Raw genomic sequence first — 14600 nt, forward strand, 5'->3', positions numbered from 1 at the left:
CAACCGATCGCAACTTCGCGGCCTCTTCATATCATCGATCGACGGAAGCGAAAACCTCTCACGCGACAGCCAGCGCTAAGGCCTGTTACTCCGCGAGGCGGCCGCCGCGCATCGGCGCCGGCACGCCCGTCGTGCCGGGAAAGCTGATCGGCAGGCCACGCAGAACGCGCACCGCGAGAAACGCAAAGCACTCCGCCTCGACAGCATCGCCGCGCCAGCCGAGATCTTCGGCAAAGATCGGCTCGACTCCGGCCCGGCTTTTCAGCATCGACATGATCGTCGGATTATGCCGGCCGCCGCCGCTGACGACGACCTTGGTGGGCCTGCGCGGCAGCAGGTCCAGCGCCTTGCCGACAGCGCTTGCCGTGAAGGCCGAAAGCGTGGCGGCGCCATCTTCCGGGCTGAGGCCGTCCGCCATGGCGGCGCCGAAATCGAAACGATCCAGCGATTTCGGATAGGGTGCAGTCAGATAGGGATGCTGCAGCAGCCGCTCGAGCCGCGCCTCATCGACCTTGCCGGCAGCTCCAAGCGCACCGTCACGGTCCATTTCGCCGAGTCCGCGGGACTTAATGAAATCATTAAGCGGCGCATTGGCGGGACCGGTATCAAAGGCAACGAAATTGCCCTCGCCATCCCACCAGGTGACATTGGCAACGCCGCCGAGATTGAGAATGGCCGCCTCTCCGGCTGCACCCGCCCCGCGCAGCAGCGCGGTATGATAGGCAGCAGCAAGCGGCGCGCCCTGCCCGCCGGCACGCATGTCGGCCGAGCGGAAATCATAGGCGACCTTGGTGCCGAGAATGGAACGCATCAGCTCGCCGTCCCCAAGCTGGCGCGTCTGCCCAAGCCGGTCCTTCTGCGGCGCGCGATGCAGCACGGTCTGGCCATGAAAGCCGACGACGCCGATGTCTGCCATCGCCATACCGTTGCTTTCGACGAGCTCCCTCACCGCCTCCGACTGCGCTCGCGTCAAGGCTTCCTCGGCCGCCTTGAAGATCGCCGGTTCAGGTCCCTCGAAATTCCATGCGCGCGCCTGCCGCAACGTCTCTTCCAGCAGTTCCCGAATCCAGCTGGGATAAGGAGCCAGAACATAGGGGCCGAACTCCTCGATGCGCTCGCCATCGGTCTTCAGCATGGCGACATCGATATTGCCGTCAAGGACGGTTCCGGTCATCAGACCGACTGCCCAGATTGGTTCCATAGCGAGGCTCCTATGCTGCGTTGACGAGATCGCTGACGGTCTGACGGAGTGCCAGAATGCCGCTGTCGAAGTGGCGCGTCGGATGGATGCGATTGGTAAGGAGGGTCCAGGCTCGGCCTTGGTCGAAATCGACCCAGAGGGCCACGCCGGTAAATCCCGTATGGCCGATCGTGCCGGGCGAGCAGAGAGCCCCGCCATGCCAACCGTCATGCGGCCGTTCCCAGCCATGGGTCCGCGTTGCCGATAGCGGTGTCCGCATCAGGGCGATCGAGCCGGCCGGTGCGCCGCTACCGTCAAGCAACCCCCTGGCAAAATCGAGGATCGCGTCCGCCGTTCCGAACAGGCCGGCATGACCGGCACCCTGCAGCGCGGAGCAGTTGTCGTCATGGACCTCGCCCGAAAGAACGCGATGGCGCCAGGTGCAGTCCTCCGTAGCCGCCGATGATTCTGGCGGCGCGGAAAAAGCAAATCCCGGGCCTGCATCCATGGCGCGGATCGTCTTCCCATCCAGCCGCTCCAGCGCAAGGCCAAGCAAAATGAAATTGATATCGGAATAGACGGGCGGCCCGGCGCGCCATTCGCGCTGCAGGATGAAGGCGCGCAGAAGCTCTGGATCCCGGCCATAGGTGTAGATCGGCTCGACTGCCGGAAAAGGTGTCTGGTGTCCGAGGCATTGGCGGAATGTCACCTTCCGCTCCCAGGCTTCGGCACTATACTGGCGCAGATCGGGCAGAAGTTCTGTAAGCGGCGCGTCGAGATCGATCGTGCCAGCCTCGGCCAGGGCCAGGATGCGCGGCGTGGTGAAAATGACCTTGGTGAGCGATGCAAGGTCGAACCAGGTGTCGACCAGCATCGGCCTGAGGTCAGGTATCTTCTGTGCCGAACCGACGGCGCGGACCTGCCTGATACCGTCGAGATCGATCATGCCAAGCACACCGCCGGGGATGCGCGCCGCCGCAACCGATTGCTCGATCGGCGCGAAGGCCCGATCGAAACGCTCCTGAAACTGCATGGTCCCCCCTGCTGCCATCTCGCCTCTCTTCGGCCCGCTCAGGCTTCTGCCAACGCGATGTGATCCGGCGCAAAGCGACGCCACTCGGGAACGGCCGGCTCGAAGCCCAAGGGGCGCACCAGCGACGGAATCTGGCGGGTGTCGAGCGTGAAGTTTTCCTTGCGCCGAGCAACCGTCGGAACCGCCGCGATCAACCGCCTGGTATAGGAATGCTTGGGTTCCGACAAGACCGAGGCGGCATCGCCAATCTCGACGATCTGCCCGGCATAGATCACCGCGATGCGATGGGCGATGCGTTCCACAACAGCCATGTCATGCGAGATGAAGAGATAGGCAAGACCATATTCGCGCTGCAGCTCGATCAACAAGCTTAAAACCTGGGCCTGGACCGAGACGTCAAGCGCGGAAACCGCCTCATCAAGCACCAGCACTGAGGGATTCAGCATCAGGGCACGAGCGATGCACAGCCTTTGCCGCTGGCCGCCGGAAAATTCGTGCGGATAGCGTTCGAGAGCGTTTTCTGGCAACCCCACGCGCTTCAAAAGCATGACCATGCGGTCTCGCGTCTCGACTGAGATGCGGCCGCCCGCGGCGATCACGGGTTCGGCAAGGATGCTATCGATGCGCAGTCTCGGATTGAGCGAAGCGTATGGGTTCTGGAAGACCATCTGCACCGCGCTGGTGCGATCCGCCGCCTTGCCGCTATTCGTCGTAAAGGTGCCGCGGGTCGATTTCACCAATCCGAGGATCGCGCGGGCCGTGGTGGATTTACCCGATCCGCTCTCGCCGACGATTGCCAGCGTCTCGCCCGGCATCAGGTCGAAACCGACGCCTTCGACGGCATGAACGGCGCCGCTCGACCGCCGAAGGAGGCCGCCCTTGACCGGAAAACGGACGGTCAAGCCATCGACCTTCAATGCCGGCTGGGACGACACCTCGTCCCGTTGAAAATCGGTGCGTGCAGCCTGTCCCGAGGCAAAATGCGGAACGGAATGCAATAGATGCTGGGTATAGGGATGGCTTGGATGATCGAGGATCTGATTAAGCTCGCCCTGCTCAACCGCCTGGCCTGCCTGCATCACCATCACCTTGTCGGCAATGCCGGCGACGAGGCCGACATCGTGCGTGATGAAGATCATCGACATGCCGGTCTCGCGCTTCAACTCGGCAAGGAGCGCCATGATCTGCGCCTGCACGGTGACATCGAGCGCCGTCGTCGGCTCATCGGCAATCAATAGACGCGGATTGCAGGCAAGGGCCGTTGCGATCATCACGCGCTGGAGCATGCCGCCGGAAAGCTGGTTCGGGCAATAGGTCAACCGCCGCGCCGCGTCCGGAATGCGCACGCGATCCAAGGCGTCCCTGGCTGCTGCTTTCGCCTGCTTGCCGGTCAGGCCGCGATGCAGCCGGAAGGATTCCTCGATCTGCGTGCCGATGGTCAGAACCGGATTGAGAGAGGTCATCGGCTCCTGGAAGATCATGCCGATCTCGGCACCACGGATCTTCGTCAGTTCCGCTTCGCCCGCCTTGGTGAGATCGAGGATGCTGTTGTCGCCACGCTTGAGCCGGATCGAGCCGCCGATAATGCGGCCACCGCCGAAATCGACGAGGCGATTGATTGACAGTGCCGTTACCGACTTGCCCGAGCCGCTCTCGCCGACGATCGCGAGCGTCTCGCCCGCTTCGAGATCGAAGCTGACACCGCGGACAATGGGATTGGCCTCGGCATTGCGCCCGAAGCCGACGCTGAGATCGGAGACGGAAAGAAGCGGTGTCATACCGTCGCCCTCCGCATCTTCGGATCAAGGATATCGCGCAGGGCATCGCCGAGCAGGTTGAAGCCGAGAATGGAAATCATGATGGTCACGCCGGGGAAGATCAGCAGCCAAGGCGCCGTTTCCATAAGATTGCGACTGTCGCTCAGCATCAGACCTAGCGACGAGGCCGGCGGCTGCGTTCCCAGGCCGAGGAAGCTGAGACCCGCCTCCGTCAGCAGCGACCAGGCGAGCGCCAGTGTCACCTGCACCGTCAAGGGTGCGACGAGATTGAGTAGGAGATGCCGCGTCAGAATATAGGACCTGCTGCTGCCGAAGGTACGGGCGGCATCGACAAAATCGCGTGCCTTCAGAGAAAGGGTCGGGCCGCGCACGACGCGGGTGAAGATCGGCGTATAGACGATCGCGATCGCGGCGACGCTGGTCCAGGTACCAGGGCCGACAATGGCGATGATCAGCAGCGCCAGCAGGATCGCCGGAAAGGCTAAAAGCACATCCATCGCGCGCATGATAACGCCATCCCAGCGTTTGCCCGACCATGCCGCCGTCAGGCCAAGCAGGGTGCCGATCAGGGTTGCGACGGCAACGGAGAAGAAGGCGACGGTGAAGGATTCGCCGATGCCGTGCATCAGGCGGCTCGCGACATCGCGGCCGAAGAGGTCCGTGCCCATCCAATAGGTGAGGCTCGGCGCATGCAAGCGGTCGATGCGGTTCTGCATCAGCGGATCACGCGGGGTCACACCGAGCGTGCCGAGAATGGCAAGCAGGATATAGATAAGGACGATGACGCCGCCGATCCGGCCGCTCACATGTCCGAAGATGGCTCTGACGATCCGCATCAGCCTTCCCCCAGCCGAACGCGCGGATCGAGTGCGACATAGGCGAGATCGACGAGCAGATTGACGATCATGAAATTGAAGGCAATGAACAGCACGCTGCCCTGCACCAGCGCGTAATCGCGCTGCAGGATAGCATCGAGCACCATGCGGCCGAGCCCCGGCAGGGCGTAGATCTGCTCGACCAGGACAGCACCGCCAAGCAGATAGCCAAATTCGACGCCGCTCAGGGTCACTACCGGGATCAATGCATTCGGCAAAGCATGCCGCCAGATGACGCCGCGCGCCGGCACGCCACGGCTGCGGGCGGTGCGGACATAGTCATCGCTCAGGACATCGAGCATGGCGGAGCGCACGACACGCGTCACCGATGCGGCAAAGGCAAAACCGAGTGTCAGCGCCGGCAGGATCATCTGGCCGAGATTTTCAAGAGGGTTCTCCCAAAGGGGCGTGAAGGCGCCCATGGTCGGCAACACGCCAAATCCCGCCGACAAGGCATAGATCAGCAGCAGTCCGAGAACGAAATTCGGCGTGGACTGCCCGATCATGGCGACGATGCGCACGGCAAGGTCGGACAGTTTCTCGTTCCGCGTAGCGGCAAAGACTCCCGCCGGCAGGCCGATGGCAAGCGCAATCACCATGGAAAGCAAGGCAAGCTCGAGCGTCAGCGGAAAGCGTTCCAGGATGATGTCGAGCACCGGCTTGCCATAGGTAACCGATATGCCGAGATTGCCCTGAAATACACCGAGCAGCCAGTGCCAGTACTGGATCGGCCAGGACTGGTCGATGCCGAAATAGGCGGCTAGAGCCTCTCGCTGCTCCGGCGTCAGCAGGCCCGCATTGGTTCCGAGCATTGCCGTAATCGCATCGCCCGGCACCAGCCGGATGGCGACGAAGACGAAGATGGACACGCCCAGCATGATCAGCGGGAATGTCATCAGCCGGCGCGTCAGATACGACATTATAATTCCTCTAGAACAATTTCAGCTAAGCCAAGACGTGAACTTACGGCCGAAATTGCGTAAAAACAAAGAGATAGAGCACTTCCATAACGTCATTTGAAAAGGAAATGCTCTAGCTCCCGAGCGTCGTTACTTGATCGTGACTTTGCTCAGGCCGAACAACGAGCCGGTCGGCGTCGGCACGAAGCCCTCGACGTTCTTCTGCTCGGCGGTGTAGCCGTAGGCCGTGTAGAGCCAGATCCAGGGCGAGACTTCGGCAAGATGCTTTTCGAACTCGGCGAAGATCTCCTTGCGCTTGGCCGGATCGGTTTCGGCGCGGCCCTTCTGCATCAGGCTGTCGAGCGTATCGTCAATATAGTTGGCGACCTTCTGCAGGTTGCCGGTCTTGGTCCAGTAACGGTTATACATCGAATAGGGGTCGGCACTGCCGCCATTGAGCGCCACGGCCATGTCGAAATTGCCCTTCAGCCAGGTGTCGACATAGACGTTGAGTTCCATCACCTTGATGTCGAGCTTGATGCCGATTTCGGCGAGCTGCGACTGAATGACCTGTGCCTCGGCCGTGGCGGTCGGCGGCTCGCCGGTTGCGGCAATCACGGTCGCCGAGAAGCCATTAGCAAAGCCGGCATCGGCCATCAGCTTCTTCGCCTTGGCAACATCGCGTGTGTAGCAGAAGAGTTTGCTGGGATCGGTGGCATAGAGCGGCATCGTCAGCGGGCCGGTCACCTTGCCCTCGCCGAGTGCTGCCGTATCCATCACGTCCTTGCGGTCGATGGCGCAGGAGATCGCCTGGCGCACGGCCAGTTGATCCATGGGTTTACGCGACGGATTGAGCTGCAGAACGTTGTAGGAGAGCACCGGCGTGCGGGTGAGCTGGAGCTTCGGCTCCTTCGGCACCAGCGTTGCCACGAGCGGATCGTTCAGCAGCGCGAAATCGATCTGGCCGGTGCGCAGCGAGGCAAGGATCGCGGTTTCATCCGGCAGCACGCTGATGTTGATGCCATCGACGCCGGTCGCGCCGCCCGCCCAATCCTTGTTGGCGCTCAGGACTTCCTTGGAGTTCGGAACCCAACTGTCGAGCTTGAAGGGGCCGGAGCCAATCGCCTTCGTGCCGATGGTGCCGGCTGTGATTTCGCTTGCCGGCACGACGGCAGCATTGAGGCTCGTCATGGCAGTCAGAAGCGGAACGTCGGGCTGTGACAGGTTGAAAACGACGGTATTGGCATCGGGCGTATCGATGCTCGCGATCGACAGGAAGTTCGCGCGGGCGACAGCGCCGGTCGCCTGATCGAGAATGCGCTGGAAGGAGGCCTTGACGTCAGCCGACGTGACAGCTGCGCCGTTCTGGAATTTGGCTTTTGCGTTTAGCTTGAAGGTCAACTGCTTGCCGTCGGGCGAGAACTGCCAGCTCTCGGCGACACCGGGCACGATCTGCAGATTGCCATCGAGGCGAACGAGCGGCTCATAGATCAGTTCCAGCAAGCGGATGGAGGAGAAGGCGGTCTGCTTATGCGGATCAAGGCCGGTTGCGTCCTGCGACCATGCCATGCGCAACGTCGCTGCCTCCACAGGCATCGCAACCGTCGCCAGACCGATCCCCATGGCCAGCGCCACGCCCGAAATCAGCTTCTTTCCAAAATTCCCTTCCACTTTCAGTCCTCCAAATTTTTTAAATGTCCCCGACCGATTTTGGCCCATTGATTGCCGTCGCGGCATGCCGCGATGGTTGTCTCAAGCAGTCCTGGCGTTGATGGCCTTGCGCAGGAATCCATCAGCGTTTTGCAATGCCGTGCGGGCTTCTTCAATGCCCATCCCGGTAATTTCCATGAGAATGGCTAGCTTGACGTCATTGCCGGTGAGATCAAGCACCCGGCGGGCCTCCTGCTGGGTGCAACCGGTCGCTTGCATGACGATGCGCGAGGCGCGCGCCACCAGCTTCTTGTTGCTGGCGCTGACGTCGACCATCAGGTTCTGATAGCTCTTGCCGATGCGGATCATGCTTGCTGTCGTCAGCATGTTGAGAATGAGTTTCTGCGCCGTGCCGGATTTCAGCCGGGTCGAACCGGTCAGGATTTCCGGGCCGACAACGGGCGAGATCGCCAGATCGGCAATGCCGGCGATGATGGAATTGGGATTGCAGGAGAGCGCGACGGTAAAGGCACCGATACTCTTGGCGTAGTTCAGGCCACCGATCACATAGGGCGTGCGGCCACTGACGGCGATGCCGACGACGACATCATCCTTGCTCAGCTTGATCTCTTCCAATGCCTGGCGCCCTTGGGCCGGATCATCCTCCGCACCCTCGATCGAGCGCCGCAGCGCATCCGGGCCGCCAGCGATCAGGCCGATGACCATATCCGGCGGCACGCTGAAGGTGGGCGGGCATTCGGAGGCATCGAGAACGCCGAGACGGCCGCTGGTGCCGGCCCCCATATAGATCAGCCGTCCGCCCTTCTGGAAGGCGGCGACGATCTGATTGACGGCGGCGGCAATCGCCGGGATCACCTTCTCGACGGCGAGGGGCACCGTCTGATCTTCATAGTTGATTTCACGCAGGATATCGAAGGTCGGCAACAGATCGATATGCATCGTATTCGGATTGCGCCCTTCGGAAACCAATTGTTCCAGTTCGGATATCAACGTCTTTTCTGTCATGGGCCTGCTCGCGAAATAACGCTTCGATATCAATAACTCGCAGTGGCAAGTTCGATCACTTCAATATCGAACACGCCACAGCAAGGATCGGCTTTCAGTCAGACGGCCGATCAAAATCAGCCAGGGCTCGGACGGCCTTTTCGGCTTCGCTTCCTGCCCACTCCCTGTTTACCTTGGTTAACACTATGTCTGATTATTCCTTTCGTCAATCTATAAAGGAATAAAATATTCCAATTCTGCCGCGCAAATCACCACTGCGATTATGCGGCGACAGCACACAGCGGTAAGTGTGATTTACCGACCGGCGCCAGCTAACGCTTCGGCTCCAGATCAGTCAGCTTGATCGTAGACGTCGCCATCATCGCGCTGGTTGCCATTCATTGTGAAGATAGCGATCATTCCGATCTGAAAACCGCCGGAAGATCAGCCGATACGTCGAGCGGCTGAAAATGCCGCAAGTTCTCTGTGATGACGGTCAGGTCATAAGCCCGCGCCGTCGCTGCAATGATAATGTCGCCGAGGCCAGGATTGTGGCCCTTGCTCAGGGCGTCGTCTTCCAGAGCACCGGCGATCCGCGCAACCACCGTATCCATGGGTAGGATACGATCGCTGAAACTGTCCGTGATGAAATCGAGCCAGTCAGAGAGACGCTTGGCTCGCTCAGTTCCGCCACGACGATGAAGGGAGCGTATTCCCTTTTCGATCTCCGACACGGACATGGCCGACAGAAAGAGCGCATCGGCTTCGCCCTGATTGTGGAACCAGATCCGGATGGCATCGGAGGGCGGCACCTTATCCGGCGCAAACCTGCTGATAATATTCGTATCGAGCAGGTACTCCGTCACAGATCAACGTCCCTCATTTTTGAGGAGTTTCGATCCAGATCGACACCACCGGGGAAGGTGAGCAGGAAATCCCCGAAATTCGGCCTTGGCTTCTTCAGAGCCTTCTTCGCGGCCTCTGCCGCTTCGACCGACACAAGTACGGCAGCGGGCTTCCCGTGGCGCGTAATGGTGACAAAATCACCGTTGGCGGCCTCATCGACCAGATTGGCAAAGCCTGCCTTTGCCTCTGCTACGCTAATTGTTGACATCACGGCCCTCAATCTAAAATGACCATATATAGTCAAAATAGGGCCTACCGTCGTTGGAATCAAGGGGAAAGAGAAAGACGTCTATTGCATCCCAGGTCATTCGGTTCGAGAGCCGCAAATTGCCTGTCTTGCCAAAATGATCGCACCGGATACCGCGTCACCATCGCTGGGTTTCAATCGACGGCGTACATCGGGCGAGAGCCAGGGCTCGAGCGGGCTTGCGAGACCGCCGAGCAGGCAGACGCGCGGCGCACCTTTTTCGAACAGGGTGCGAACCAGAGTATCGATATGGCCGGCCGCGCTTTGCACGATCCGCCGCGCGGCAGCATCGCCCTGATCGGCATGCCTAAGGACCATGGGCGCAAGAGCGGCATAATCCGTCGCCGATGCCCGGTCCATCCAAGCGACCGCCTCCATCGGATCGTTCTGAAAGCGTTGCATGATTTCGGCCAGCAATGCGGTCTTCTGTTCACGGCCGTCATGGGCACGCAATACAAGCTGCACGGCCTTCAGCCCGAGATAGGCGCCGCTGCCTTCATCCGAAATGGGAAAACCATAGCCGCCGACCCGCAATTGCCGTCCTTCGACAAGGCCGAGGCCGATCGAGCCCGTCCCAGCAATGACAATGGCACCATCGCGACCGGAATGCGCGCCGAGGCAGGCGCCCTCGCCGTCGCTGATAAAATGGATACTGGCAAAGGGATGTTCGATCGCCTTCAGTGCGGCAAGGGCGCCCTTGCGGCCGATCCCGGCCAAACCGACACCGACATGGACGCGCCCAAGATCGGAGGCATTCAGCCCCGCCTCCTCGATAGCGGCATCGAAGGCACGCGAAATCGATGCCCATGCTTCAGTGATCCCGAACCGGGTCGTTGCCGGCCCGGACAATCCCTGCCCCAAGACCGTGCCTTCAGCATCCTCGATGCGAGCCCGGCAGCCGGTGCCACCGCCGTCAATGCCGAGGAAATAGGGAGCGTTTTCCGATGCGGCCGTCATGATGTCAGCCGTTCGATATCGGCGCCGCAGAGGCGCAGCTTGCGATCGAGCTGCTCGTAACCGCGGTCGAGATGATAGACACGGTTGACGATGGTTTCGCCCTTGGACACGAGGGCGGCGAGAACCAGCGACACGGATGCCCTGAGGTCCGTCGCCATCACCTGCGCGCCCTTGAGCGGCGCACCGCCGCGCACCAGTGCCGTCGTGCCCTGCAGGGTGATGTTGGCGCCCAGCCGCGTCAGCTCCGGTACATGCATGAAGCGGTTTTCGAATACCGTTTCGCGGATCAGCGACGCGCCTTCCGCACAGCAGGCCAGAGCCATGAACTGTGCCTGCAGATCCGTCGGGAAGCCGGGATAGGGTTCGGTGGTGATATCGGCTCCCTTGAGCGGACCGTCTCGCGAGACAACGAGACCCCGATCGCTCGGCCAGACACTCACTCCCATAGCCTCAAGCGCCTGGACGACCGAAGCCAGATTTTCCAGCCGTGCATGGATAAGTTCGAGCTGACCGCCGGTGATCGCGGCTGCTATGGCATAGGTGCCGGCTTCGATGCGGTCAGGGATACCGTGATGCTTGGCGAACCGCCAATCGGTGTCACCATCGATGAAGATGCGATGGGTTCCCGCTCCTTCGATCCGTGCACCCATGGCGCAAAGACAAGCCGCGAGATCAGCCACCTCCGGCTCACGGGCGGCATTCAGGATCTCGGTTTCGCCCTTGGCCGCGCAGGCGGCCATCATGGCCGTCTCCGTCGCGCCGACGGATGGCGAGCTCAGCACGATCCGTGCGCCCTTCAGCCCGCTCGGCGCCGAGGCGACGATCAGGCCGCTTTCGATCGCGATATCGGCGCCCAAAGTCGCCAGGGCCTTGATATGCATATCGACGGGCCGGGCGCCAATGGCACAGCCGCCCGGAAGCGAAACACGCGCATGGCCGAAGCGGGCAAGCAGCGGCGCCAGCACCAGCACAGTCGCCCGCATGCGCCGGACCGTATCATAGGAGGTCTCCTTCGAGACGATCTCGCTCGCATCGACCGTCGTGCCATGCGGCCCGCGTGCGATCTTGGCGCCGTGCAGCGCAATAACGCCGAGCATGTTCTCGACGTCGCTGACGGCGGGCAGGTTCGTGAGCTCCAGCGGATGTGGGCTCAAGAGCGCTGCGGCGATCTGCGGCAAGGCGGCGTTCTTGGCGCCGGCGATGGTCACCGCGCCCTGCAACCTTTTGCCGCCGGAGATGCGAAGTCTGTCCATGATGAAAATCCGTCGAGGAAAAGGTGAGGACGCCACGAGTCCTTCACGCGTCTCCTCCAAAGACTAATCGGCCATTCCAGAGTGTCAACCGGATTTGGAATTTTTTATTCCAACCTGCTGTGATAATGTCCGATCGCACGAAGCGAGATTGCCGAGCTTGAACCGGATGCTATTTTCGATGCGCTCGTGTCAGTGGGTAAAGCGGCCTTGATGGCTTGAAGGGACAAATGTCGATCTTAAAGAAAATCAGCGCGCAGCTGGAAAGCATGGCCCCCGCCGATCGTCAGATCGGACAGTTCATCATCGACAATCCCGATCAGATGCTGCGCCTCTCCTCCGCCGCTCTCGCGGCGGAAACCGGCCGCAGCCAGTCGAGTGTCGTGAAATTCAGCCAGAAGCTCGGCTATGCCGGTTATCAGGAAATGAAGCTTGCCGTCAGCGAGGCGAAAGCGCAGGAATGGCAGGCGCCGGCCGGCATGATCCATGGCACGATCGAGGTGGGCGACGGCTATCTCACAATCCTGCAGAAGCTGCTCGGCAGCAAGATGCAGGCCATGCAGCAGACCATTTCCGTCAACAACGAAGCCGATATCGAAAAGGCGCTCGAAGCGCTGCATGATGCCCGGCGCATCCATCTGGCCGGCGTCGGCGCCTCGTCGCTGGTGGCGCGCGATTTTTCCTACAAGCTGATGAAGCTCGGCCGTAACGTGCTGCATGATAGCGACAGCCATGTGCAGATGGCCAACGCATCGACGCTTGGGCCTGACGACCTGCTCTTTGCGCTGTCCTATTCCGGCGCCAGCATCGAGACGCTGCGGATTGCAGAGCTGGCAAGCCAGCGCCAGGCGACCGTCATTGCCGTCACCGGGTTGCAGGACAACCCGCTTGCCCGCGTCGCCGATATCTGCCTCCATACCGTCGGCGACGAGGATCGCGTGCGGTCGTCGGCGATCACCGCCCGCGACGCACAGTTGATGCTGACCGACCTGCTGTTCATTCTCCTGGTGCAGCGTCAGCCTGACGCCAACGACTATGTCCATAACAGCGAGACGGCCGTTTCCGTGCTGAAGGCCAAGCGTCTTTCGTAAGATCGCGCTCCGGTAACCAAGCTGTGACGACCGCAACCCTGTACGATGGTGATTTCGGGACGTAGCTTGGCGATCCAAGCAAATCATACCGGAGACATTCCATGGACCTTGGCCTCAAGGATAAAATCGTTCTGATCACGGGCGGCTCGAAGGGCATCGGTTTTGCCTGCGCCGAGCTCTTCCTGCAGGAAGGCGCACGGGTTGCGATCTGCTCGCGCTCGCAGTCCAATATCGATGCCGCCCTCTCCAGGCTTCCCGGCACACGCGGCTACGCCGCCGACCTGGTCTCCGACGAGCAGGCACTTGCCGTGGTGAACAAGGTCGAGTCCGATGTCGGCCCGATCGATATCCTCGTCAACAGCGCAGGTGCCGCGGCACGCACGCCGGCGGATGAGCTGACGCCTGCCATCTGGCGGGCTGCGATGGATGCGAAGTATTTTTCCTACATCAACGTGATCGATCCCGTCATCAAACGCATGGGCGCGCGCGGCTCAGGTGCCGTCATCAATATCATCGGTAATGGCGGCAAGATCGCCTCGCCCGTCCACCTGGCCGGTGGATCGGCCAATGCCGCCCTGATGCTCGCAAGCGTCGGCCTTGCCAACGCCTATGCCGGCAAAGGTGTGCGTGTCGTCGGCCTCAATCCTGGCCTCACCGAGACGGACCGTGTCGCCGAGGGCCTGAAGGCGGCCGTGAAGGCTTCCGGCTTGACCGAGAAGGAAGCGCTAGCGGATGCCCTTAAGCGCATCCCGATCGGCCGCATGGCCGATCCAGGCGACATCGCCAATGTCGTTGCTTTCCTGAGTTCGGCCAAGGCCGGCTATGTCACCGGCGTCGTGATCAGCATGGACGGCGCGCAGGTGCCGGTCGTGGTGTGAAAGCTGAGCAGCGACTTGGTCGCATCAGAATCAAGGAGTAAATTTGGCTTACGTGTTCACCGGGATCAACTTGATCGAGACCCTTTTGCATTGAAGAAGCGATATACACGTGCTATCTAGATCGTTCATCTAGAAAGGCAGCGATCATGGCGTTGAGCATCAAGACTGAAGAGGCGGATCGGCTGGCGCGGGAATTATCCCGCCTGACCGGCGAAACCATGACCGACGCCATTACCCAGGCCATGCGCGAGCGGCTTGAACGGCTGCGTGCCGAGCAGGAGACACAGGGCGACTATGCTGCCCGTATGAAAGCTTTCGTCCGCCGGCGCGCCGGCCGCTACGATCGGCGACCCGTCACGAAACAGGAATGGGATGAAGCGGTCGGCGACACAGCTGAAGAACTCGATTTCCCCCGATGATGATCGTTGATGCGTCTGCCATCATAGCGATCATGTTCGAGGAGGCGGAAGCTTCAGACTGCGTGATGGCCCTCCAGACGGACGCTCAGCGTCTCATATCGGCTGTGAATTACGTCGAAGCCGGCACGGTCATGGCGGGCAGGATCAAAGAAGGAGACCGGTATGAGGCGATTGCCGATCTAGACGAGTTTTTGACCGAATTCCGCATCGGGATTGCCTCGATAGACGAAAATCTCGCGCGAGCCGCGATGAAGGCCCGTGTGAAATACGGTAAGGGTTTCGGCACGCGAGGCGGCCTGAATTTCGGCGATTGCTTCGCCTATGCCCTTGCCAAACGACATTCAGCCCCTTTGCTCTATGTCGGAGATGATTTTGCGTTGACCGACGTGCAATCCGCATTGACGAAATAAATGACCAACTGGAAGCTGGGCT

General features: G+C 61.0%; 15 protein-coding genes. 4 read left to right on the plus strand and 11 right to left on the minus strand.

Annotated features, from left to right (window positions below; translation table 11 throughout):
* Positions 1-85: 85 nt before the first annotated feature.
* The 11 genes from DQ393_RS13455 to murA all read right to left on the minus strand — a co-directional run bounded on the left by DQ393_RS13455 (position 86) and on the right by murA (position 11783).
* Complete coding sequence (locus DQ393_RS13455) at positions 86-1201, minus strand: anhydro-N-acetylmuramic acid kinase (protein ID WP_112342275.1); 1116 nt, start codon at positions 1199-1201, stop codon at positions 86-88.
* 10 nt (positions 1202-1211) lie between these two features.
* Positions 1212-2231, minus strand: a complete 1020-nt coding sequence (locus tag DQ393_RS13460; protein WP_112342276.1) for a serine hydrolase domain-containing protein — start codon at positions 2229-2231, stop codon at positions 1212-1214.
* Positions 2232-2251: 20 nt separating this feature from the next.
* A complete protein-coding gene (locus tag DQ393_RS13465) occupies positions 2252-3991 on the minus strand; it encodes an ABC transporter ATP-binding protein (RefSeq protein WP_112342277.1) in 1740 nt (579 codons plus the stop codon).
* The gene (locus DQ393_RS13470; protein ID WP_112342278.1) at positions 3988-4827 is read right to left on the minus strand and encodes an ABC transporter permease; all 840 of its coding nucleotides are present in this window, start codon (positions 4825-4827) and stop codon (positions 3988-3990) included. Before DQ393_RS13470 ends, DQ393_RS13465 begins: the two co-directional genes overlap by 4 nt.
* Positions 4827-5786: an ABC transporter permease gene (locus DQ393_RS13475; RefSeq protein ID WP_069614565.1), complete on the minus strand. Its 960-nt coding sequence runs from the start codon at positions 5784-5786 to the stop codon at positions 4827-4829. Before DQ393_RS13475 ends, DQ393_RS13470 begins: the two co-directional genes overlap by 1 nt.
* A gap of 129 nt (positions 5787-5915) precedes the next feature.
* On the minus strand, positions 5916-7388 hold the full coding sequence (locus DQ393_RS13480; protein WP_112342492.1) for an ABC transporter substrate-binding protein: 1473 nt from the start codon (positions 7386-7388) through the stop codon (positions 5916-5918).
* A gap of 129 nt (positions 7389-7517) precedes the next feature.
* Positions 7518-8441 carry an N-acetylmuramic acid 6-phosphate etherase gene (murQ, locus tag DQ393_RS13485; protein ID WP_112342279.1) on the minus strand — a complete coding sequence of 308 codons (924 nt, stop codon included), beginning with the start codon at positions 8439-8441 and terminating at the stop codon, positions 7518-7520.
* A 395-nt stretch (positions 8442-8836) separates the two neighbouring features.
* Positions 8837-9286 carry a type II toxin-antitoxin system VapC family toxin gene (locus DQ393_RS13490; RefSeq protein ID WP_112342280.1) on the minus strand — a complete coding sequence of 150 codons (450 nt, stop codon included), beginning with the start codon at positions 9284-9286 and terminating at the stop codon, positions 8837-8839.
* Positions 9283-9534 carry a type II toxin-antitoxin system Phd/YefM family antitoxin gene (locus tag DQ393_RS13495; protein ID WP_112342281.1) on the minus strand — a complete coding sequence of 84 codons (252 nt, stop codon included), beginning with the start codon at positions 9532-9534 and terminating at the stop codon, positions 9283-9285. The genes DQ393_RS13490 and DQ393_RS13495 overlap by 4 nt, the downstream gene beginning before the upstream one ends.
* 96 nt (positions 9535-9630) lie before the next feature.
* Positions 9631-10530 carry an N-acetylglucosamine kinase gene (locus DQ393_RS13500; protein ID WP_112342282.1) on the minus strand — a complete coding sequence of 300 codons (900 nt, stop codon included), beginning with the start codon at positions 10528-10530 and terminating at the stop codon, positions 9631-9633.
* Positions 10527-11783 (minus strand): UDP-N-acetylglucosamine 1-carboxyvinyltransferase, encoded by a 1257-nt coding sequence (gene murA, locus DQ393_RS13505; RefSeq protein WP_112342283.1) that lies wholly within the window; start codon positions 11781-11783, stop codon positions 10527-10529. The genes DQ393_RS13500 and murA overlap by 4 nt, the downstream gene beginning before the upstream one ends.
* A gap of 227 nt (positions 11784-12010) precedes the next feature.
* On the opposite strand from murA, the gene DQ393_RS13510 reads away from it, so the two are divergent.
* The 4 genes from DQ393_RS13510 (at position 12011) to DQ393_RS13525 (ending at position 14578) form a co-directional block, all read left to right on the plus strand.
* Entirely contained in the window at positions 12011-12871 is an 861-nt protein-coding gene (locus tag DQ393_RS13510; RefSeq protein ID WP_112342284.1) for a MurR/RpiR family transcriptional regulator, read from the plus strand.
* Positions 12872-12972: 101 nt separating this feature from the next.
* A complete protein-coding gene (locus DQ393_RS13515; protein WP_112342285.1) occupies positions 12973-13749 on the plus strand; it encodes an SDR family oxidoreductase in 777 nt (258 codons plus the stop codon).
* 146 nt (positions 13750-13895) lie between these two features.
* On the plus strand, positions 13896-14168 hold the full coding sequence (locus tag DQ393_RS13520; protein ID WP_112342286.1) for a type II toxin-antitoxin system VapB family antitoxin: 273 nt from the start codon (positions 13896-13898) through the stop codon (positions 14166-14168).
* A complete protein-coding gene (locus DQ393_RS13525) occupies positions 14165-14578 on the plus strand; it encodes a type II toxin-antitoxin system VapC family toxin (protein WP_112342287.1) in 414 nt (137 codons plus the stop codon). Before DQ393_RS13520 ends, DQ393_RS13525 begins: the two co-directional genes overlap by 4 nt.
* The last annotated feature ends 22 nt before the right edge of the window (positions 14579-14600 follow it).

It is taken from the genome of Martinezella tropici, from assembly GCF_003287875.1.
Classification (GTDB): domain Bacteria; phylum Pseudomonadota; class Alphaproteobacteria; order Rhizobiales; family Rhizobiaceae; genus Rhizobium; species Rhizobium tropici_C.